Source organism: Priestia sp. FSL H7-0729 (genome assembly GCF_038005685.1).
GTDB lineage: Bacteria > Bacillota > Bacilli > Paenibacillales > Paenibacillaceae > Paenibacillus.
The window spans coordinates 13,511-36,089 of the sequence record NZ_JBBOTQ010000021.1 but is presented as its reverse complement, the minus strand read 5'-3'; the positions used below and the strand labels follow the sequence as shown (position 1 = coordinate 36,089).

Genomic DNA, 22,579 nt, shown 5'->3' with positions numbered 1-22,579 from the left:
CCTCTAGATCATTGTGTATTTACCGTTATTGTATCTTAAACTCTAGCAAATTACAAAAATAGTTATTGGTAAAAATTCTGTTTCTTCTATTATAAAAGTACTCTATGTCAATTCATTGACAGCCATGAAAAGGACCTGCCCCTTTAGAGTAAGGGTCAGGTCCTTCCTAAATTGATTCGATATTAGATAGAAATTAGCTCAAGGTTTTAGGGAAAACTTTGGTGCTCTTCTTAAGCAACTCTACTGCAATTTTACCCGCTTCTGCACGAGTCAGATTACCTTTCGGGTTAAATGCAAACTGTTGCTTGCTCTGACCCGCTACTGTAACTGGAGATCCCTCCATAATTTTAGCCTTCGTAACCGCTTGTATCGCTGGTCTTGAATAAGCTTCCATGCTTCCCGAGTCAATAAAGGATTTGGCCAATGCACTAGTTAACTTGCTATCATTGCTTGCTAACTTTAACTCAAGAGCTCTTGCGATCATTACAGCTGCTTGCTCACGTGTAAGAGGTTGATCCGGACCAAAGTTTCCGTCCGTAAGTCCTGATACAATACCTGCTCTGGCTGCCGTTTCAATACTTGCATAGTCCCACGTAAATGAACTTGTCCCTGCGCCTACATCTGTAAATGTAGGTTTATTATCCGAAGTAATCGGCAAGTTCAATCCTTTTACAAGAATGGTAGCAAATTCGCCACGGGATGCACGATCATCTGTTCCGAATTGTTCGAAACGAATCGGTTGCATGAAACCTTTGGCATACAACGCATTCAGAATATTTCTAGCCCATCCATGATTAGTGATATCGTTGTAACTTCTTCTTAATTTCATGACTTTATAATATCCAAATTGATCAAATGGCACAGTAACTGTGTGTTTCTTGGAATCCACTTCTCCACCAATTCGTTTCCACTCGCGTCCTGGTGTGTAGTAGAAGACGGAGATCGTCGTTCCAGCATCATCAACTACATTCGAATCATAGGTCAGTGTTAGTGTTCCACGCTGTGAAGGCTTGATTGTACGCTCCGCTGGCACCTTAACATCTCCGTATAGAGCGTCAGGTGTATACGGTCCGATACCATTCGTTGGAGCCTTATACGTTGTTGAATCTCTTGAACCATATTCACCCAGACCACCACTCACCCAATAAATATCAGAAATTGGACTGAAGTTCAATGTATCCCCGACAATGGCAGAGAATCTTCTGAAGTATTCTTCTTGAACATCGAAGTTGACTGGGTCACCCTCACCTCGCTCTGAACCCACGCCCATGACAGTACCATAATCATTGCGACGCTCTACAATACCATTATTTGGATCTGCAATACCAAAGAGTAACTTATTGTCTGGATAGAACTTCTTGATTCCACGGATATCGGTACTTTCCATAACTGTACCTTTCGGGAAACTTAATTCCAGCTTTTTATTAAAGGCTGAATACTTATTAGCTACTTTCGGAGCCATGTATTGGGAATCTATACCTGGGCTTGTTGTGTAGAATACATCAATAGTGTCGGTGGTTGTTACACCATCACGGTTAATGGTTAGTTTAATTTTATTAGATTTGTCCGGCTTCAACCCTACATAGTCCAGGACAAAGCGATCTGTCTCTACACCTTGCAGCTTCTGTGCAGGTTCTTTATCAATGATAACCCCTGTTGCACCTTCTGCTTCGATGTCAAAATGAACAAAGTTCTTATTTACAACTACACGATCACCTGAAGTCGGTTTAGGTGATAAAATACGGTATCCCGTTACTTCTTTAACAATTTCAAGTTTCTGACTGGTCTTCGCTCCCGTCCGATTGAAGAGGTCTAGTGTATAGATATACGTTCCTGGTGTATCCATTTTGAGATTACGCAGACGAATAACAAAGTCCTGTTGGCGACCTGCTCTGTCAACTGTAACAGTACCATTATCCAGTGCATACTGAGGATCAATCTTTGCATTGTCCCAACTTGCCGTGTTTCCATCTGGAATATCCTGATCGAATATCTTCTGAGTCCCCATGCTCAAACTCATCCGTGTCGCACCTGCTCCGCGAATGACAATATCAAAGTTCTTCAAGCTGGTGGTGATTTTATTATCAGCATACACAAACTCTGGTGACATATTGAACGCATCTTTGACCCACTGTGCATCCTGGTCTAATGGTTCAATAAATTCTGGTCGACCTTTCGTAATTGCAGGTTGGAAGTTTCGAATGTTCGAAATATTATTATCATTAATATAGATTCGAAGTTCTTTGGATACCTCTTTAAGTTGTCCGTTCTCATCCTTAGTTGTTCCTGTCAGCACAATTCGGTTCTCACCGAAAAATAACAAGCCATCGGGTTCTCCAATAGGAATGATCACGCTATTAATTGTTCCATCTGCCCCCAGGTTCAACTTGCGTGGGAAATCCGTATTTCCGCTACCCTCAGTAGAGTATGCTTTAGTACCGTTGGCAAAAATTTCAGCTACAAAATATGGACTGCTAAGCGTATCAAATCCAATGTACTGACCCAGGATTGGAACGCCTGTGGCATTGTCTTTCAAATCATGAGTTTGACCATCAGTAAGATTTTCTACAGAGATAAAGCTTTTTGAAGCGAAAGAAATCGTTGCGTTTCGGCCTGTCACAGAACCAGAATACTTAAATTGAACAACTTGATTTCCCGTTTTGAACCCTTTAATCTGGTAAATATTTTTTGTAGTATCTGTCGCACTAAGTGGACCCACATGGTCCACGATAATTGTGCTTGTTCCTCTAGGCAGATAGTCCGCAACTAGCGTGGTTGGATCACTTGGTGCTCTGCTAGTTTCTACCAAAATATAGAAGTTAGAAGCACTCACGCTGGCTCCATCAAGGGGTATTCCATCTGGTACAGTACCAGACCCGTTGTAGTCTCTAAGATATCTCAATCCTGTAATAACAACCGCATTTTGTACATATTCAAAATTCATACTTGTCGTAACTTTTTTATCGCCGTAGTCTACCGAAAGACTATGATTCTGTAATCGATCAGGTGCTCCAATAAATGAGATTGAATTAATATCGAAGGTAATTAGAGCATAGGCTGGTGTATTTTGCCCTACGCTAGGTATAGGCTCCACTTCCACATTACTTACACTCGCATTTCCATCTCCATCAACATCAATGACCGGATCTACCGTAGCATCAGCTGCTGGAAGTAATAACTGTACTTTTACATTCGCATTAGCAGGAGTGCCTCCATAGGTTGGTCTAGCTGATGAAAGCATGCTTTGCGGCAGCCCATTTGCACCTTCAATCAAATCCAACTTAGTGAATGGTTTGGTCTCATCATAATATAACAAAGAATAATTAAATACTTTCTTATCGACGCCACTCTCAATCGTCATTCTTAGGGTATTCTCACCTGATTTTAGTGTCAGTACCGGAGAGAAGAATGTACCATCCTGCAATAGTGATGTAGGTAGCTCCGAGCCACCATTCAACGATATCGTTACTTTGGATGAGTTCTGCGCAACACCTTGAATTGTAACTTCGCCGGTGTTAACCACGACCTGAGATCCTTCATTCAAGTTGAGGTTATCCGCTCCACCAAGGACTTGCAGCTTCTCAATGTATGGGACGGAATCGTATAAAATATAAAAACTCTCAGAGCGTTCACTTGGTCCTTGGGAACCTGTAAACGTAATTTTATTCATCCCTGGGAAAAGTGTAATGGTTGATCTAAACCGATTATCCGGTCGATTAGGATCAACAGTTACTACCCCTGGTGCAACACGTGTACTATCAGGAGTCCAAGTGTCCCCTTTAAGATTCATCAACTGAACGTTCACACCAAGTGTAGAACCTGTTACGTTAGTGAATGTTCCTGTTAAAACCTGTTCCTTACCTGTAACAACAAAAGCTGATGTACGAGACAACACATCCGCATTGGCACTGTTTCCGCTCAGCTTCAGGCCTACTGTATCTTTCAATTGGACATTCCCAGCATTATCAGGAGTAAAGTAACTTGTCTGTCCCGCCGCCGATGCGACTGGTGCAAGGCCAGCTGGTATTAGAGATACAACCAGCGCCACCATCATCAGCCAGATTAACGGCTTCTTCGTACGTTGCATTCAATCATCTCTCCTCTTTTTAAGTCAGTTACCTTTATATATCGGCAAAAGGTTCCAATTATTTAGTAAAAAGCTCAAAATAAACAAAAAACCTTATCCACGAGGGATAAGGTTGGGTCTGGAATAATATTCAAGAATAGCTGTAAGCATTACATTTATCTATTTATGATTTCGAACGAGTCTCCGGATTTAACTTGACGCGCATGCGCATCAGGAAGTTAATAACCGGTCTTCTCGTTTTGCTAACAAGTCCGATGACTTCTGCTCCGACTTGGAGGAAGAACATCATGATACAGATGACCACAAACGTTACCCAGTTCGCTTCGAACATGGCAGCGGAAGATTGGATAATCGCCAGAACTCCGAAGAACGCAGCGATTCCATAAATGATCAGTACCGTCTGACGGTGACTGAATCCAAGTTCACGCAAGCAGTGATGCAGGTGGCCTTTATCCGGTGCGAAAATCGGTTTCCGTTGTACCGCACGACGGATAATCGCGAAGAATGTATCCGAGAGCGGCACACCGATAATGATCAGCGGGGTAATGAAGGACACGATAGCAATTTGTTTGAATCCGAGCATGGACAGCATCGCCAGAGAGAAACCAAGGAATAGTGATCCGGTATCCCCCATGAAGATCTTGGCCGGGTGGAAGTTGAAGAATAGGAATCCGATAATACTACCCAGCAATACAAGACACATCAAGGCAATCATCATGTTCCCCATCAGGAAGGACATTACGGCAATGGTACCAATGGCAATACCAGATACACCGGCTGCCAGACCATCCAGACCATCAATCAGGTTAATCGCATTCGTTACACCAACGATCCATAAGATCGTCAGCGGAATGGATACCCAAGCTTCGAGTGAAGAATAGGAATCCTGAAAAGGAATGTTAACGAAGTCTACCCGGATATTAAATCCGAATACAACGACAGAAGCAGCAACGATCTGACCAAGCAACTTCACTTTGGCCGACAGTTCAAACCGATCATCCAGTGCTCCGATCAGTACGATAATGGTTCCACCAATCAGAAACGCGCTGACAAAACTCATATCCCGAGTTGTGAACCATGCGGATACAAATGGAAGCAATGCAGCAACTGTAATAATAAAGGCCAGGAATATCCCCAGACCACCAAGACGTGGCATGATCCGTGTGTGAACTTTACGTGCATTCGGCGTATCCATTGCGCCAATGCGGACTGCGAACTTTTTGACAAGCGGTGTCAGGGCAAGAGCCAGTCCCATTGACACGATAAATCCAATGATAAAGATCGCTACCATTTGAACATTCGACCCCCAATTATAATACCTGTACGAAATTATAAATCCCCTGATCTCTTTTTATATATAAAAATTATTGTTAGTCACTTTTGATGAAAAATGCCATTTGCACCAGAACGGAGAGGGCAGAAATAACCTGTAGAAGCGAAGCGTTCGCCTTTATCACGGGATTTCAACCTTGTAAAGGTTAGAAATAGAAATCCAGAGATAACAGCGATCAAAAGGTTATTCTGACATCGAAGTGGCAACGTGCAACTTAAAGTTTCATTTGAGTGGCACACATGTAATCCGGAATGAATTATACGCCGATCCCATCCGAAAAGCTATCCTCAATTTCTAGCATAAACAAGCATTTATCTCTTAATTACCTGTTTTTAACGGACTTTCGTCACGTTTTCTTTGTCACGCATCACCTTAACAGCGAATTTCGGCAGCGCAAGCATCCGACCAGCCCGGCTTGGTTCACGCAATAAGCGATAGAACCACTCCAGTCTTAACTTTTGGAACAGCATAGGCGCACGTTTGGTTTTACCCGAGATCACATCAAAGCTGCCGCCAACGCCCATGGTTACGGGAACCTGCAGTGCATCTTTGTGCTTGTGAATCCAGGGTTCTTGTGTGTCAGCCCCACGTGCTACAAACAACAGATCAGGCGAAACTTCACGAATGGAAGCGATGACCTGTTCATCCTCAGCCGGACCAAAATAACCGTCGCGATAACCCACAATTCGAATCGCCGGATATTGCTGTTGTAACCGAACTGCCGTTTCTTGAATCACCTCAGGGGTGGAACCGAGTAAATATACGCCCCATCGATAGTTTTCTCCAACACGCAGCAATTCATGTAAAAGCTCAAATCCCGGCACTCGCTCAGCTACAGGATCTCCACAATAATTCGCCGCCCATACGACACCTGTTCCATCAGGAACAATCAATTCCGCAGATTGCATAACTTCCATAATTGCGGGATTTTCCAATGCAGCCATAACCATAATCGGGTTGGCGGTAATGACTTGATGGGGTTGCTTGGACAGCACAGCTTCCTGGAGAACCTTTACCGTTTCTTTCATCGTCAGTTTGGAAAAAGGAATGCCGTAGATCGAAACGGTAGGTATGGATCCGGTCTGACTCATCTTTATCTCATCCTTTGCGGCCTAAATAGTTAATAATCTGCTGTGCAGGCACTCTGGCTTCCTGCTTCAGTTGGGTGATACCTTCTTCATGTTCCTTCAGCCACTGCGAACGTTGATCCAGCAGTCCAACGACAGTCTTGGCGAGTTTGTCGCCATCGAGTGAGCTCGTATCCCCTGCGGGTTCACTATCCAGTCGAAGCAAGAATTGATCGATTTTCGGATCATACGAGATGCCCACCGGTGGCACATACTGCGAAGCTGCATATATAAGACTGTGCAGACGCATACCGATGACAAGATCACACTTGCTGACTTCCTCCAGCATAAGCTGAGGGTCGGTCAGATCCTGTGCGATGCTAACCTCACTGCCTTTGCTGGTCACATCACCGAGCAATTCCATAAGGAATCGTGATGCTTGTTCATCAATCGGCAAATGAAACGGCAGAAAACGCAAGTGAACAGCTCTTTTGGAACACAACTTTTTCAATCCTGCGGCAATAGCCGTTAGCTCTTTACGATCCGACTCCCAGAACCGTACGGATATGCCGATCACAGGAAGCTTCGTGTGTGCTCCAGATGTAGTTTCCACTCGATTAGCTTCGGCAGCACCATTGGCTGAGACTGAACCTGCACCACTCTCAACTTTTGCTTCAGGTAATGGCAAACCCATTACCGGGTCAGGTACTACGTGGATCTGATTCCACTGTAGCCCGAGCCCACGCAGGTAGTCTGCAGATTGTTCATCCCGAACGGACACATAAGTGCAAGCTTTGAAGACCGATTTGATCATCGGATTAAAAAATTTACGATTCACAGGGCCAATTCCCTGTGCATAGATAAACGTTGGTTTTTTCAACATCTGAGCCAGCTTGATCACGCCCAGATAATAAGGAATGGATTTCAGTCCAGTTGCATCCTGCAATAGACTTCCTCCGCCACTGATTAACCCGTCGCTCTCCTTGAGTGCTTCACGGACTTCCTTCAATTTCATACGATGCACGGAGCGCACACCGTACATGGAGGTTGTCCACTCGGGATCACCCGAGAGAACAATCGGTTCAATGGTGACGTTCGACCTTTGGCTTTCCTCTTCCAGTGCTGTCAGAATCGACTTTAGCACCGCTTCGTCTCCACTGTTGCGGAATCCGTAATACCCTGAGATGACTAACTTTTGAGAAGTGGTGACCATTTTTTCCAACATCCTTCCGCTACTTGCCACACACCCACAGCAATGATACCGAAGATTAAGCCAAGTCCCAATCCCATCACTCCACGAATGAGTGACAATACAGCCGGCGTATGGATATGCGCGAACGTATCCACCATGGACAACTGTCCAATCGCTGCAATAATGAGCACAAAGATGACTTTACGATATTTTAAAGCGGCGAACACGCCAACGATAAACAGCGGGTGTCCCAGCATAAATTCTTTGAATCTCGGACGTACACCGAACGTATCTTCCAACGTGGTACGCAGGAACATCTCGAATGGTGTTACTGATCCCGAGTTGCCTGTACGGCTCAAGTAATAGTATCCAACAACGGCAGCAACGAGCGCCAAAACAACCATTAACACATTGATTGGCATACGAAGCATTTCTTTAATTTTCTGAATAGAGAACGATCCTGAACCACGATAAAACACAATGTATATCGCTACCAGCGCCATAGGTGCAAAGTGCAACAGACTTACGCCGCGGAATTGGTTGATTACCAGACTGTACGTAATGCTGTTAAGCAACGCGATGACAAAAGGTACTGCCAGGAACGAAATAATTGACGTTCTTACATATAAAACTACAGTCTGTCTCAAACGACGACCCGCAGATGCATCGGGTTGACGCTGTTGCTGATAGTTCACGGTACGAACGGCCAGCACCATCGCTATGGTCGGCGCCGCTATAGCCACAAGCAAGGCAATTCCTTGCTCCAGCAGCGTTGGTTTCAAGAGGAACAATCCTGCACTGCCCACTAGAGCAACCACAAATGCGATCAAGGTCAATAGTGGGATGAAATAAGAAACCATAAGCGCAATCATCGCAATCGCACCAACGAGAGCAACCAGCTTGGCATAACGCTGAATCGACGAATCCTTCACTGTGAATGCTTCAGCTTGTCCAAGTTCGAAGCCATGCTTCGCCATACGTTCTATCGCATGACCAGGTTCACCCAGGCTGTTGATCAAATTCTCAATCGGATCTGTAATCATGGCTTTAGCTGTATTCCGGCTTGGTGATGCATTCATATAGAGCATACGAATGTTGCGGTCTTTGGTTGCTAGAACAAAACGGTCAGCGATCGTATCTACGTCCAGATTGGCATCGCCATCACTAAGTGAGTATAGACGCGTAACGTTATAGTCCGTTTTATACGCAAGGGTCTGGAATCCAGACTGCGGTTTCTTCAAGTTCTCGATAGCTGCAAGACCAATATTGTGCTTGTTCAGCAACTGTGCGAATTGATCGAGACTTTTCATCTCTGCATTATCATTGTACCCTTTCACAGCATCACCATCAAACAAGATGCGCTTTACGCCATTCTCTTCGAAGAAGGTAAGCAAGCGCTCCATCGATTCCTGGCTGTATGGCACACTGTCCGAGATCCGCGGCAAGATGTAGAATCCTTTATCACGCAGCATCTTCACGGCAACCGGATCGGGCTGCAAAGGCTGCATGTTGGCATTCTCCGGAGGAGTCTGCAATATTAAGCCGCTACGACCTTCATACTCCCAAGGAACTACCGGGATCTGCCGATCAGCGAACGTTTGTTCAATAATAGGGGTATACGTCTGTGCATTTTCCTCCGATGTAAATAACACATACGTGTAATTTGCGTTAGAAGGAATTACATCTTTGGTCAGGTTCGCGAGATCCTGGCCGTTATATACCATTAGTCGGCGTGTCTTTCTCAGCTCGTCCAATGTACTTTCGAACACAGCCATCGTTGTTACGCCTGCGTCTTTCAGACGCGTTAATTGTTCGTTCATGAAATCTTGCGGATGTGCCTGATACGCGGAGATATCCAGCAGTCCCCGATAGTTGAAAACAAGTTCTACCTTTTTGGCAGAAGATTCTGTCTGCACCCGATCACTGATTACAGGGATGGACGCAACCAGACCGATAATAACGACGAGCCACAACCACTTCCGAGAAGCGTTATTCCAATAAAGCCATTTTTGACGCACTACATGTACCTCCTCAAGTGTTGGAACCAAATGCACGTTCAGCTCAAGTAATTCGTTCATTTAACATTTATACAATAGGTTACAAACAGCTTGTGTCAACAAGCCCTGATATATGCCAGTCTATCTACACTTTTATTTCAAAGAAAAACCCCTCCGCCAACCAACCTTACGGTGCGGAGAGGCCTTCTCATGTTCTTGCTCATTGTTGCATTCGTATTATTGTGCGTCTACACGCGACATTACGGTAGTCACCAGACGCTCGATCCGGCTTTCCGCATCTTCCAAACTCTCTCCACGAACGGCGAAGTATACTTTGATCTTCGGTTCTGTTCCTGAAGGACGCAAGCAGAACCATGAACCGTCTGCCAAAATGAACTTCAATACGTTCTCCTTCGGAAGACCGTCCAGACCAAGAGAATAGTCCAGTACATCCTGTACAGCAATTCCCGCTACTTCTTGTGGCGGATTGGAACGCCAGTCCGTCATTTTGGCCTGAATCTGAGCTACGCCGTCTTTACCTTTCAGCGTACGGGATTCCAGCTTCTCCAAGAAGTATCCGAACTGGTTGTAAAGCTCTTGCAAGACATCATAGAGGGTCTTGCCTTGACTCTTATAATACGCAGCTGCTTCAGCAATCAGCATCGAGGCAAGGACAGCATCCTTGTCACGGGCATAGTTGCCTGAAAGGTAGCCATAACTCTCTTCATATCCGAACAAGAATGTATGACTGCCTGTTGCTTCGAACTGGTTCATTTTTTCACCAATATATTTGAAGCCTGTCAGTGTGTTCATCACTTCTGCACCGTAATGTTCAGCAATGACAGCACCCATCTCACTGGTTACGATCGTTTTGACAACGGCACCATTGCTTGGCAGTGTACCTGTCTCTTGCAAGCGACTGAGCAGGTAATGTACCATAATGGCACCAGATTGGTTACCGGACAAGACGAAATATTTGCCATCGTTGTCTTTCACGACAGCACCCATACGGTCTGCATCCGGATCTGTTCCGATCAGAATGTCAGCGCCCACGGATTCTCCCAGCTTCATTGCAAGCGTAAACGCTTCGCGTTCTTCCGGGTTAGGCGATTTCACGGTAGAGAACTCAGCATCCGGCTGTTCCTGTTCAGCTACAATGTGCACCTGCTCGAAACCGATCTGCTCCAGTACACGACGTACAGGGATGTTACCTGTTCCGTGCAGCGGTGTGTATACGATTTTGAAATCACGGCCAATGCCGGATTGGATCAGTTCGCGGCTCAGGCTACGGCTTGCCACGGTATCCACGAACGCTTGGTCTTGGTCTTCACCCAGCCAGATCAGGAGCCCTTGAGCTTCTGCTTCTTCTTGCGTCAGCTTCTTCACGTCAGCAAGGGAAGGCACTTCCTGGATGTACTGAATGACTTTTTCCGCTTCATCCGGTACCAATTGACCGCCCTCATGATTGTACACTTTGTATCCATTGTATTCCGGTGGGTTATGACTCGCTGTTACAACAATTCCTCCAGTTGCCTTCTGATGACGCACCGCGAATGACAACTCCGGAGTTGAACGCAGGGATGGGAACAGCTTGGCTACAATGCCGTTTCCAGCCAGAACAAGCGCAGCATCCAGTGTGAATTCAGGTGAGAAATGACGGGAATCATGAGCAATGACCACAGAAGGTTTGCCTTCTTGGTCACCATGCTGCTCAAGCAAATACCGCGCGAATCCTTGCGTTGCCCGACCTACAGTGTAACGGTTCATCCGGTTGCTTCCGGCACCAATGACTCCACGCAATCCCCCTGTACCAAACTCCAGGTTTCTGTAAAAACGTTCCTCCAGCTCTTTCGGCTGATCCTGCAAGTCACGAAGCTCCTGTTTCGTTGCTTCATCAATCGAAGCATCCTCCAACCATTGCTGCAACGTCTCTGCTGCTGCTGTGCTTAACTGTTCCATTCCGATAAACCCCTTCCGTCTATATAAATTCAGGTGTGCTGAGTTACTTTAGCATCTTGCATCATTCGGTCCGTCTACGTTCCTGCACGATGTCAGTGCTCACGTATGTAATCAGCTTGGGTCAGACAGTGCAAACATAATCTCGCCTTCAGCGACCACTTTGTCGTCTACACGGGCGGTTGCTTTACCTTTACCAATCGAACCCTTCAGGCGTGTAATCTCCACTTCCAGGATCAACGTATCTCCAGGCACAACTTGTCCACGGAATCGGAAGTTGTCCAGTCCTGCCAAAAAGCCGATTTTGCCTTTATTCGCTTCCAGGTTCAACATAGCCGCTGCACCAACCTGAGCCAATGCTTCGGTGATCAAAACACCCGGCATTACCGGATACTCAGGGAAATGACCGATAAAGAATGGTTCATTAATTGTTACATTTTTCAAACCAACCGCACGTTTGCCATCTTCCATCTCCAAAATTCTGTCCACCAACAGGAACGGCGGACGGTGCGGGATAATTTCTTGAATCTGTTTGATATCGAGCACAGTGTAATCTCCTCTCGGGATGTTTATATGAGCGTTCTTCATCATAAAGTTTTCATGGGCGCACAGGCGTGCGTTACGGTCACGGATCGTTCTTCTGATCGCTGTTGTTTCCTAATGTTTCTGAAATATTTTTCAGATGGATAACATTAGGAAACAAAGGCGAGCGCTTCGCTTCTTTCGAACGATTCCGTTCCCTCCACTTACTTCGGTGCGGCATGAAACTTAATTATGACCAAATCGAACCTCATATAAAGGTTTTTTAATTTTAAATTTTGTATGGAAAGCATATTTTCGGTTAACACTAGTTATATCCTTCATGACTGCAGTAGTGAAGGTTAAGATAAGGGGTCTCTCTTCGCGATGACGAATGTCTTTCGCAGGGGAGGCCTCTTTTGACGTCAAACGTCATCCATCATTATACTGTTTTCAACGTCAAAAAGAAAACTCCTGCCTGCGCAGGAGTTTTCGCTTATCTCGTTACATTATGGAGCGAACACCAGATTATATACATGTTCCCATGTACTCCATTGCCATACGGATCCAATATCCTGTTTGCCCAGTACCACATAGCCAGCTACCATTCCGCCAGCAAGGGCAAGAACAAGCAGGACCGGAACCAGGAACCATCTTGCGATGCGCCATCCACTCTTCTTCTTCTTGACTTCCTTCTTCTCCGGCTTACTGTTCTGCTGCTGTGTTTCTGTCATCACATTCACCTTTTACGCTCTCATAGTGTTGGCAAGACCCATCATGGAGTCACTCGAAGTTAGTGCCTTCGCCGCCAGCTGATAGGTCCGCTGTCCTTGCATAAGCAAAGACATCTCCTGAGTCAGATCCACATTGGATTGCTCCAGGAAACCCGGACGAATCATGGCAACCGCTTGGCGTGTCGCCGCGTTGGCACCAAATACATCATCCTCGGTCAATCCCGCATCCAGTCCGAACAGGTTGTCCGCATACTGTACCAGCCCCTCAGGGCGTTCGATGTCTACGACTTGAAGTTGTGCTCCAATGGTGGCGTTTGCCTCATTACCGCGTCGGATTAACAGGTTGCCATTTTCATCAAAAGCAACTTTGCTATTATTCGGTGCCGTAATACGGTTGCCCAGACGATCCAAGGCAAAGTGGCCTTCGCCATTGACCATTACCATCATATCTGGTGAATTCGGAGTAGGCTTCGGTCTTGTATCAGGTACAAAATGAAATGCACCCTGACGTGTCCACATTTTCTCCCCATTCGCTTCAACGGCAAACATGGCATTCCCCTCAATGGCGAGATCGGTTGGAAGGCCTGTCTCGTTCAAGGGGCCTTGAGACATATCTTTCGTCACATCCGCCAATCGAGCACCAAAACCGAGGTTATATCCCATCGGTGTGGAGCGTCCATCCAGTTTGTACTTGTCCGGTTGTTGTTGAACCCGGGTCAGCACATCCTCGAAGGCCGCTTGTTTGCTTTTATAGCCTGCCGTATTCACGTTGGCAATATTATCGGAAATGACATCCAGACGCTGCTGTATGGCAGTCATGGAAACCTTGGCACTAATCATGGAATTATTCATCGGTGGTTACCCTCCCGCTGTGCGGTTATATTTTAACGTCGGCGTTATACACGCCCGACTTCATTGACGGCTTTATCCAGACTGCGGTCGTAAAACTGTACGACCTTCTGATTCGCTTCATACGCACGGTATGCGGCGTTCATATCAACCGTTGCCTGTGAAGCATCGACATTCGAGCCTTCCAGGTACCCCTGACGGATCTGCACATTATCACCCGCAGCCATCATCCGGGCAGTTGCCCCATTTTCATCACTCAGACTGAAATTGCCATCCCCTTGACGAACCAGTTGATTCGGCTGGTCAATGACACTAATACCGAGAGTAACCCCTGTCGGTGCACCCGTTGCTGCATCCACCAAACGGCCTTGCTCATCCACTTTAAATTGCTCTACTGAACCTGTCAACACGACAGGTTGTCCATTATTATCCAACACTTGTGAACCTGTCGAACTCAACAATTGTCCCGTTCCTGTAATCTCGAAGTGACCATCACGTGTATATCCGGTGTTACCCTCCGCATCCTGAACTGTAAAATACGCCTGAGGCTGGTAAGTAACCGTGCCATCGGCCCGTACAAATTTACCTGATACGTCAAACGGGACAGGTTGTCCAGTCTGCGGATCATTGACCGTCATATTGGATGAAATGGAAAAATCATTTTTCTGCCCAGTCTCCATAATGGTCCCCTGCAAATTCATGGACAAACTCTCTTCCGCGAACACCCCCGTGTTCAGCTTGCCCAGCCGCTTTGTCGGGAGATTCGCATCTCCGCCTACCAAGGTAATGAGCATTTCCGGGAAGGAACGGCTTACGCTGTTCACTTGTTTGTATCCCGTGGTGTTCATATTTACGATATTCTGTGTTGCTGTGTCATGGCGGCGTTGTTGCGTAATCATTCCCGCAGTAGCGGTGTACAGACCTCTTAACATGTATTAACCCCTCTCCTCAAGCGCTTGACCTGCATTGCAGGTTGGCTGCTTGTCCGTTCTGCTTTCCGAGCATGGCGAACCTTTGCTTTTTATATCGGCAGATTAGAACTTTTTCTTAACCACCTGATCCAAATTATTAAGCATAATGCCCGTCCCCTTCACAACACAGTGCATTGGATCTTCCGCAACCCATACCGGTACATGTAATTCATTGGACAAAAGCTCGTCCAGTCCGTTCAGCAATGCACCCCCACCAGTCAATACAACACCACGGTCGATAATGTCCGCTGACAATTCAGGCGGTGTACGCTCCAATACCGATTTGGCTGCCACAATGATGGATTGCACGGAATCCCAAAGCGCTTCCTGTACTTCATTTCCCGATACCGTTACGGTAACAGGCAGACCGGATACCATATCACGTCCGCGAATGTCCATCTCCGTTTGACGCCCACCCGGATGTACGGAACCAATCGCAATTTTGATATCTTCAGCGGTCCGTTCACCGATCATAAGCTTGTACTTGGCTTTAATAAACTTGGTAATAGCTTCGTCGAACTTGTCCCCTGCGACTTTAATAGAAGAGGCGGTGACCACGTCGCCCATAGAAAGGACTGCAACGTTAGTCGTGCCGCCGCCGATATCCACGACCATATTGCCGCTCGGCTGAAAAATATCCATGCCTGCACCGATCGCTGCCGCTTTCGGCTCTTCTTCCAGAAACACTTCTTTGGCACCGCTGCGTTCTGCCGCCTCGCGGATGGCCTTCTGCTCTACAGAAGTAATGTTCGTTGGTGCACAGATCAGAATTCGCGGATGGCTGTACCAGCTTCTTGCACCCACACGATTAATGAAATGTCTGAGCATTGCTTCCGTAATCTCGAAGTCCGCAATAACGCCGTCTCGCAGCGGTCTAATGGCAACAATGTTACCTGGAGTACGCCCCACCATACGACGCGCTTCTTCCCCAACAGCAAGGACACGCTTCGTATCGCTTTCAATGGTCACGACGGAAGGTTCATCGAGGACAACCCCACTTCCTTTCACGTGAATAAGCACGTTGGCCGTGCCAAGATCAATACCGATATCCTTGCTAAACATAAAAGAGCCCCCAAAGTGATATTATTTGGTCAGCGTATCCTGTGAAAAAGAGTCCCTTATCACGTCACCGCTCGTTCGACAAAGTGCAACATATATATGTAAAAATCGGGCTGATAAGATGTCATAATTCGATCCTGTACCAGCTTTTAACATATCATACTTCAGGGGAGGGATTCAATGCATGTGTGAGCTTTTTGGCCTATGTCTTCAAGAAGATGCTTACGATTTGGCGGAAGCCAACACCTCACGTTTCTTGCCACTCGTTTTTTTGTATTTAATTTTGGTCGCTTCCCCGCCCCGCAAATGGCGGATGGACTTGTGATACTCCAAAATGTGTTTCACCTGGTCAGCAAGATCAGGGTTGATTTCCGGCAGACGCTCCGTCAGATCCTTATGCACAGTACTCTTTGACACGCCGAATTCTTTGGCTATGGTACGGACCGTATTCCTCGTCTCAACAATGCAGCGACCAATTTTGATGGTCCGTTCCTTGATGTAATCGTGCACGCTCCCGCCTCCCTACTGTGTGGATAGTTTGGTACATTATATGAGGAGCATGCCTATATATTCGCGGTTTAGAGGTGTGACAAGCTTCGAAGGTCCCATTATTTTCTGAAAAGCACAAAAAGAGCAGAGGTTCAACCCTCTGCCCGTCATGTTGCTGCGGTAAAAATCATTTATTTTTCCGGAAGATATCCTTGCGGGTTAACCGGCTGTCCGTCTTCGTACACTTCAAAGTGAAGGTGGTTGCCGAGCGTTTTACCCAGTTCATTGACGCCAGCGGATGCGATCGCATCTCCCTGTTTCACTTCGTCGTCCTGTTTCACTTTGACGTCTGCCAAGCTTTGGTATACCGTCTTCAGGTTATCGCTGTGTGTAATTTCCACAACCTGACCTGTGAGCGGATTCTGCTCAACCCGGGTAACTTTACCGGCAAGTGCTGCTTTGACTTCAAACGTTTTGTTATCCCCACGTGCCAGATCCACACCCGTGTTCGGGATAAATGTATCATTGTACTGCACCATTGCCGCTTCATGTTCCTCGGTTGAAGCTTCGCTGTCATAGAAAGGTTTCACTACCGAAATTTCGGACGGTACCGCTACCGGCCATACAAAATTCTCCGACTTGGCAACAACTTCCACACTTTCTTCTTCTCCGCCTGCTGCTGTTCCTTCTGTACCCGCCGATGCACCTGTTTCTACTACCCCGCTAGCAGAGTCCGGGTTCATAGCTTTGTCGCCTGTTCCCTGATAGACCCACACTAAGGTTAGTATAATGCCTGCTGCTGCGATGTAGGCTGCCGGGAAGACCCAGCGTTTGGACATTGCTCTTTTCCATGAAGAGGGCTGGCTAGCCGGTACTCCTTGAGTTGTTTTAGGAGTTTCTTCTTGGACTGTTTTTTTGTTTTGTTCATTCATCTTGATCACCTCAGTAACAAGTGTTACCGGGTGCAACTCTTTTATACACGCGCGACTCTAATTATTTTCACGAAGGTTTCAAAGAGTGCTATATATGTGTGTGGGGGAGTGATTAGTATGTGCGCCGCTTCGGGGCCAGAAAACCTTTCGACCGCTGGTTACTACCGGATTTCTTCTATCACCTTCTTCAAAGGTGAAATCCGGTAGTAAAGGCAAGTTAATGCTTCCGATGCAGCTTTCTTTCAGAAAGCTTTCAACTTCGTTTCTTCAGGTCTTTTCTGTCCCCTGCGCTCTCCATACGTTAGCACTCTCCGCATATATAGCCGAATCTCTAAAGCTCTCTCTAAAGCTCCGGAATAGGTGGTTGGTAGAGAAGTCTTGGTTGTCTGTTCATCTCTCCTACTGCGATGCAAGCATCTTGGATGCCTGTCCGAATGAGATGCCGGTATAGTAGTGTTTGAGAATCTGGGTGGCCGTGTGTCCCTCCTGTGCCATGCCATTTGCTCCCCATTGGCTCATGCCAACCCCATGCCCGTATCCATACGTTGTAATCTGGACCTCGTCACCCGTAGTCTTCCAACTGAACTGGCTGGATCTTAATCCAAGCAGCTTGCGAACCTCTGGACCGCTGAATGTTTCACCTGCGATTTGCATTTCCTTAATTCGATGTCCTTTGGTTGTAGACAATACTTCCATCCACGATCCACTCTTCTGGGTAGTAACCGGAATGGCATCCAGGTTCAGCTTCTGCAGAATCTCATTACGTTTCATGGTAACGGTCTGCTTATAGCCTGGTGCCAGGCTTTTATCCCAGGGACTGTCTACACTTTGCAGATACGGCACAGCGTTACCCCATACATCCTCTGCATTCTCGGTATACCCATTACTTGTGGAAAAAAAGGATGCGGTGATCGCCTTGCCCTGATATGTCATCACCGTATCTCGACTTTCACGTACAGCCTGTTGCAGCTTCTCCCATTCCTTCGCCTTTCCCAGACGAGTCCATTCCGATTTCACCTGATCTGGCGGAATAAATACCTGATGGCTTACCGTATCCGTCACATCCGCCGCACCTGATGGAACACCACTTGTATCACTCGCAGCAAGTCTCCGCACAATAAATGTGCGAGCTGCGATCGCCTGTGCCTTTAACGCTTCCAGCCTGAATTCCGCTGGCATCTCAGCTGCCACCACTCCGGTAACATACTCTTCCAGTGGCAGATTCATCGTTGTCCCCGTTGCAGACAGGTAGACGCGAACTTGGGGTTCGGGGTAGGTAACAGGAACGGTTGGTGCAGGAGCTGGGGTTCTTGTAGTACTGACATCTGTTGGAGCAGGGATCGGCTTTGATGATTCGCTAGTCCGCGGCCATACCAGAATTACCGGAATCAGCAGAGCCATTGCCAATAGGGCAGATACAGCAGCAGCAGGTTGCCATCGTGTAGAGTTCCGCCCCCTCCCCCATCGGGGTTTTCGTCCAAATGTCCGCATTCGGCGACGCTTTACACGGCGGAATTCGTCCAGCTCAATAACAGGTATATGAATATGCTCGGTAGCCTGCTGGTTCAGTTCATCTGTCGACACCCGTTCTGGAGTTGATAATCTTGCAGGCTGTGGTGAAACAGCCCTCAGTTTCAATGGGGCAGGCTTGTCTTTTTCCACTCCAGATACGGCATTCTCCTCAGGCTCTTGCATACCTGGACGGGGGACAAGCGGTACTTTTACCTGTATACGAGCTTCTTTCATTCGACTACAACCCTCCGTTGTCTATGGCCGGTCATGTGCCGGTCGTGTTGTTCAAATCCATAGTTTAGGGTATGAGATAGCTCGATCTGATAGAACCTAATTTAAGAGAAACGAGTCCCTTTTCAATCCGTTCCCTGTCCCACTTTATTTTGCTGTGTACATCTTAAAAACGTTGATCTGTCGCGGGATAGAAGTGTGTATCTTGAAACGTCCCCTTATAATCAGGATGCTCTTTCAATTGGTTCAGAGTTGGTACAGAATACGATGGTATGTTATATAAATTAGGACCAGCTATTAATAGAATCAGGTATCAAACATTACGTCCGTCTTTCTTCAAAATAAACACAAAAAAAGCCAAGCCTGATGGCTTAGCTTTATCACTTTTTACAATAAGGTTCCATCGCATTTGTAATTCACACAACCGTGGAACTTCTCAATACTACTGAACAGTATTCTTTTGTTTCAATCCAGTGTTAAGCCAGAGTTGGTTGCACCTTAAACATCGGTACTTCTTTCTCCACTTTTTCACTAGGTGCTTTGGTTGCTTCCAACTTAGGCTCATCAACCGAGATCCGATAGATGTCAGCACCAAGTCCGTTAAGCTTCTCAGCGAGATGTACATAGCCACGGTCAATGTGATGAGTACCGCCCACTTCCGTTGTACCTTCAGCAACAAGACCTGCAATAATGAGTGCGGCACCCGCACGCAAATCGGTAGCCGTTACTTTGGCACCCTTCAGTTTGGCATTACCTGTGATGATGGACGAGCGTCCTTCAACTTTGATCTCCGCATTCATCAATTGGAATTCATCCACATGCATGAATCGGTTTTCAAAAACAGTCTCTGTCACGACACTGGTTCCTTCAGATGCGAGCAAAAGCGCCATCATCTGGGATTGCATATCTGTCGGGAATCCTGGGTATGGTAATGTTTTCACATCCACAGCCTTAAGAGGACGATCTGCGATTACACGCACGCCATTCTCATCCGGTTGGATCGTTACACCCATCTCTTCAAGCTTCGCGATAACGGAGCCTAGGTGATCAGAGATTGCACCTTCAATGTACACGTCACCACCAGAAATTGCAGCAGCAGCCATGTACGTACCAGCTTCTACCCGATCCGGAATGACCGTGTGTGTAACGCCTGACAGTTTCTCCACACCTTCAATGCGGATCACTCCAGTACCAGCACCACGTACAATGGCACCCATTCCATTCAGGAAGTTGGCAAGATCTACAATCTCAGGTTCTTTGGCCGCATTCTCCAGAACAGTTACACCTTCGGCCAATGTTGCAGCCATCATAATATTTTGAGTGGCACCTACGGAAGCCACATCCAGATAAATTTTCGCGCCACGCAACCGTCCTTGGCTACGAGCTTCGATATAACCTTGGCCCAAGCTGATCTCTGCGCCCATGGCTTCAAAACCTTTCAAATGCTGATCAATAGGTCGTGTACCGATGGCACATCCACCAGGAAGTGAGATTCTTGTATGACCCATTCGCGTCAACAAAGGCCCCATGACCAGGAAAGACGCCCGCATTTTACTAACCCATTCATACGGGGCTTCACAGGAAGTAAGTTTCTCCGCATTTACGGTAATCACTTCGTCCCGGTATGTAACTCCCGCTCCCAGCGATTCCAACACCTTGTTAATCGTCATCACATCGTCTAGAGGAGGCGCGTCAATAATAACGCTTTGTCCTTCTTCCCCTAAGAGAGAGGCAGCGATGATCGGAAGAACAGAATTTTTAGCGCCGCTAACTTTGACACTTCCGGTCAACCTTTTGCCACCGCGGACGATAAATTTGCTCATCATGGTTCCCTCCGCGCTTTTATTCCCTTTTCTTCATTCCGGAATACGTAAGCCCCACTGTGTGTAGAAAGGACTGTTGCTGTGTGTGGAATTTCGACATATTCTGGCATATTGCCACAGATGTCTGTTCAGAAAAGAATTGGTTTTTATAGTTCATATCAATGATACCATGTGTCGTGCATCTTGCTATTCAGCATGTAAAATTAGTGTTTACAAGCCAGCAGAGCAACAGAACAGACAGAGTGGGATGGTTATTAGCCGGTATGAACCGGATATCCCGTTTATAACTACAAAATAAGTGAACAATTGTGAATTCCCTAACTTCCATCATAACATTGTTGATTTGTACGATACAAGCATTTTTTACATAAAACATCTCAAATTCATCCAATTTTACGTCACACTTTTTTCTTAATTTCTTTACCGACAACTCATACTCTAATTGTTAACACAATTAATCGATGTTATTCGACAATGAGCTCCTTCAAGGGCCTAACAGATGATTAACCAACCATCTCAACATTAAAACAAATTACGCAACATTTGAGTCCAAGACAAGTAGTCAATGACAAAGCCAGCAACGGCATGCCCCAAAATAATGGCGAGCAACAAATGTAACAGTCTTCCTTGAGCACCTCGTGGCTGTCTGATAATTAAATCCAATTTGAGATTTGTCAAAGCCCACCAAGACAACGCAATACATAAAAGGGAGACGATGATCGAAACCAAGCCATTGGTACTTAACGCCTGGTTCACCTGATTCGTCAGATCAGTATCCATATACTCTTTACCTCCACATTTGTTGCAGCGGTCAGCATATCATATGCCTGGCACCCATAACTTGTTAGTATACTGGAATGCCTTAATCACAACATGCTGATCGTACTGTCAGTTTTACTCCTGCCAGGCAGGAATCTCCTGATGCCCAAAGAGCGAGCAGCAACAATCCGACAGTGCATGACTATGGAATCTACTACGCAGCTTCCTGCTTCTGCTGACTCTATGGAATATAGGCTCTTTCATCATACATTGTCAATTACATTGATTTCCACTTCTAAAATATTTTAATTTTAAACTGTCGGGATTTTGTGACTAAAACGACATAAAAGAGCGCTATTTCGATATCGATTCTGTCATTTCCTCGGAAATAATTTTAATTTACTCATGAAAAAAATGGTTCTCTTAGTGGTAAATGCGCCCATTACTTTAGTCCTACATTCTATTCAAATCCTCATAATCGGTGAATAATTGCTTAAAATACTTCTGTTTACTGAAGGGACATGAGGGAATTTGTGATCAGCCATTTTGATATATTCGATCAAACCATTCTATCAATCAAACTCAAAAAAGCCCGGCAGATTAAACCGCCGGGCTTCCAAGAATCGTTTATTTGCCAAATACATTAATCCGGTTAACCGCTTTTTGCAGCGCAATCTCTGCACGACGGTGATCAAAATGATCCTGATTGCTTTGGCTTGCAAGCCGACGTTCTGCCCGCTCTTTCGCCGCACGCGCACGATCCACATCAATGCTTTCCGGGAATTCAGCACTCTCTGCGAGTACAACAACCTTATCTTTACGTACTTCGATAAACCCGCCGCCGATAGCAACTTGTTTATTTTCTTTTCCGTTACGAATATAGATTGGTGCAATCTGCAAAGGTGTAACCATAGGAATATGACCAGGCAGAATGCCTAGTTCCCCTTCAATACCACGAGCCGTAATGCTATCCACTTGTTCTGAATATACCAGACGCTCGGGTGTTACAATTTCCAACAAAAAGGTGCTCAATTCCATCCCTCCTGAAACTATCCGAAGGATAGCCCAC

The 22,579-nt window shown here is 46.2% G+C and carries 17 protein-coding genes; all 17 read right to left on the bottom strand.

Features of this window, described 5'->3' with window-relative positions; all coding sequences use genetic code 11:
* Positions 1-193: 193 nt before the first annotated feature.
* Positions 194-4,087 carry an S-layer homology domain-containing protein gene (locus MHH93_RS26705; RefSeq protein ID WP_500056481.1) on the bottom strand — a complete coding sequence of 1,298 codons (3,894 nt, stop codon included), beginning with the start codon at positions 4,085-4,087 and terminating at the stop codon, positions 194-196.
* Between the two features lie 163 nt (positions 4,088-4,250).
* Entirely contained in the window at positions 4,251-5,378 is a 1,128-nt protein-coding gene (locus tag MHH93_RS26700) for a glycosyltransferase family 4 protein (protein WP_036612523.1), read from the bottom strand.
* Positions 5,379-5,752: 374 nt separating this feature from the next.
* A complete protein-coding gene (locus MHH93_RS26695) occupies positions 5,753-6,511 on the bottom strand; it encodes a WecB/TagA/CpsF family glycosyltransferase (protein WP_440391337.1) in 759 nt (252 codons plus the stop codon).
* Between the two features lie 7 nt (positions 6,512-6,518).
* Positions 6,519-7,700 carry a polysaccharide pyruvyl transferase CsaB gene (csaB, locus tag MHH93_RS26690; protein WP_500056480.1) on the bottom strand — a complete coding sequence of 394 codons (1,182 nt, stop codon included), beginning with the start codon at positions 7,698-7,700 and terminating at the stop codon, positions 6,519-6,521.
* Positions 7,676-9,697, bottom strand: a complete 2,022-nt coding sequence (locus MHH93_RS26685) for a DUF5693 family protein (protein ID WP_440391335.1) — start codon at positions 9,695-9,697, stop codon at positions 7,676-7,678. Before MHH93_RS26685 ends, csaB begins: the two co-directional genes overlap by 25 nt.
* A 216-nt stretch (positions 9,698-9,913) precedes the next feature.
* A complete protein-coding gene (locus tag MHH93_RS26680; protein WP_249912665.1) occupies positions 9,914-11,635 on the bottom strand; it encodes a phospho-sugar mutase in 1,722 nt (573 codons plus the stop codon).
* Positions 11,636-11,746: 111 nt separating this feature from the next.
* Positions 11,747-12,178, bottom strand: coding sequence for a 3-hydroxyacyl-ACP dehydratase FabZ (gene fabZ, locus MHH93_RS26675; protein WP_105406857.1), 432 nt, complete (start codon positions 12,176-12,178; stop codon positions 11,747-11,749).
* A 482-nt stretch (positions 12,179-12,660) separates the two neighbouring features.
* On the bottom strand, positions 12,661-12,885 hold the full coding sequence (locus tag MHH93_RS26670; protein WP_017691949.1) for a DNA-directed RNA polymerase subunit beta: 225 nt from the start codon (positions 12,883-12,885) through the stop codon (positions 12,661-12,663).
* A gap of 12 nt (positions 12,886-12,897) precedes the next feature.
* Positions 12,898-13,737 (bottom strand): flagellar hook-basal body protein, encoded by an 840-nt coding sequence (locus MHH93_RS26665; RefSeq protein WP_500056479.1) that lies wholly within the window; start codon positions 13,735-13,737, stop codon positions 12,898-12,900.
* 44 nt (positions 13,738-13,781) lie between these two features.
* Positions 13,782-14,666, bottom strand: coding sequence for a flagellar hook-basal body protein (locus MHH93_RS26660; RefSeq protein WP_500056478.1), 885 nt, complete (start codon positions 14,664-14,666; stop codon positions 13,782-13,784).
* A 102-nt stretch (positions 14,667-14,768) separates the two neighbouring features.
* Positions 14,769-15,767: a rod shape-determining protein gene (locus MHH93_RS26655; RefSeq protein WP_500056477.1), complete on the bottom strand. Its 999-nt coding sequence runs from the start codon at positions 15,765-15,767 to the stop codon at positions 14,769-14,771.
* A 219-nt stretch (positions 15,768-15,986) separates the two neighbouring features.
* Entirely contained in the window at positions 15,987-16,274 is a 288-nt protein-coding gene (spoIIID, locus tag MHH93_RS26650; protein ID WP_024632710.1) for a sporulation transcriptional regulator SpoIIID, read from the bottom strand.
* A 170-nt stretch (positions 16,275-16,444) separates the two neighbouring features.
* Positions 16,445-17,185 (bottom strand): M23 family metallopeptidase, encoded by a 741-nt coding sequence (locus MHH93_RS26645; protein ID WP_253441323.1) that lies wholly within the window; start codon positions 17,183-17,185, stop codon positions 16,445-16,447.
* Positions 17,186-17,584: 399 nt separating this feature from the next.
* Positions 17,585-18,931 carry a stage II sporulation protein D gene (gene spoIID / locus MHH93_RS26640; RefSeq protein ID WP_500056476.1) on the bottom strand — a complete coding sequence of 449 codons (1,347 nt, stop codon included), beginning with the start codon at positions 18,929-18,931 and terminating at the stop codon, positions 17,585-17,587.
* A 473-nt stretch (positions 18,932-19,404) separates the two neighbouring features.
* Complete coding sequence (murA, locus tag MHH93_RS26635) at positions 19,405-20,751, bottom strand: UDP-N-acetylglucosamine 1-carboxyvinyltransferase (protein ID WP_500056497.1); 1,347 nt, start codon at positions 20,749-20,751, stop codon at positions 19,405-19,407.
* Between the two features lie 522 nt (positions 20,752-21,273).
* Positions 21,274-21,531 carry a DUF1146 family protein gene (locus tag MHH93_RS26630; RefSeq protein ID WP_017691941.1) on the bottom strand — a complete coding sequence of 86 codons (258 nt, stop codon included), beginning with the start codon at positions 21,529-21,531 and terminating at the stop codon, positions 21,274-21,276.
* Between the two features lie 606 nt (positions 21,532-22,137).
* Positions 22,138-22,542, bottom strand: coding sequence for a F0F1 ATP synthase subunit epsilon (locus tag MHH93_RS26625; RefSeq protein WP_264932855.1), 405 nt, complete (start codon positions 22,540-22,542; stop codon positions 22,138-22,140).
* Positions 22,543-22,579 lie beyond the last annotated feature (37 nt).

Coding starts and splice junctions, on each gene's coding strand:
- MHH93_RS26705 (WP_500056481.1), bottom strand. CDS start 4,087: ATGCAACGTACGAAGAAGCCGTTAATCTGGCTGATGATGGTGGCGCTG.
- MHH93_RS26700 (WP_036612523.1), bottom strand. CDS start 5,378: ATGGTAGCGATCTTTATCATTGGATTTATCGTGTCAATGGGACTGGCT.
- MHH93_RS26695 (WP_440391337.1), bottom strand. CDS start 6,511: ATGAGTCAGACCGGATCCATACCTACCGTTTCGATCTACGGCATTCCT.
- csaB (WP_500056480.1), bottom strand. CDS start 7,700: ATGGTCACCACTTCTCAAAAGTTAGTCATCTCAGGGTATTACGGATTC.
- MHH93_RS26680 (WP_249912665.1), bottom strand. CDS start 11,635: ATGGAACAGTTAAGCACAGCAGCAGCAGAGACGTTGCAGCAATGGTTG.
- MHH93_RS26670 (WP_017691949.1), bottom strand. CDS start 12,885: ATGACAGAAACACAGCAGCAGAACAGTAAGCCGGAGAAGAAGGAAGTC.
- MHH93_RS26665 (WP_500056479.1), bottom strand. CDS start 13,737: ATGAATAATTCCATGATTAGTGCCAAGGTTTCCATGACTGCCATACAG.
- MHH93_RS26660 (WP_500056478.1), bottom strand. CDS start 14,666: ATGTTAAGAGGTCTGTACACCGCTACTGCGGGAATGATTACGCAACAA.
- MHH93_RS26655 (WP_500056477.1), bottom strand. CDS start 15,767: ATGTTTAGCAAGGATATCGGTATTGATCTTGGCACGGCCAACGTGCTT.
- MHH93_RS26645 (WP_253441323.1), bottom strand. CDS start 17,185: ATGAATGAACAAAACAAAAAAACAGTCCAAGAAGAAACTCCTAAAACA.
- spoIID (WP_500056476.1), bottom strand. CDS start 18,931: ATGAAAGAAGCTCGTATACAGGTAAAAGTACCGCTTGTCCCCCGTCCA.
- murA (WP_500056497.1), bottom strand. CDS start 20,751: ATGAGCAAATTTATCGTCCGCGGTGGCAAAAGGTTGACCGGAAGTGTC.
- MHH93_RS26630 (WP_017691941.1), bottom strand. CDS start 21,531: ATGGATACTGATCTGACGAATCAGGTGAACCAGGCGTTAAGTACCAAT.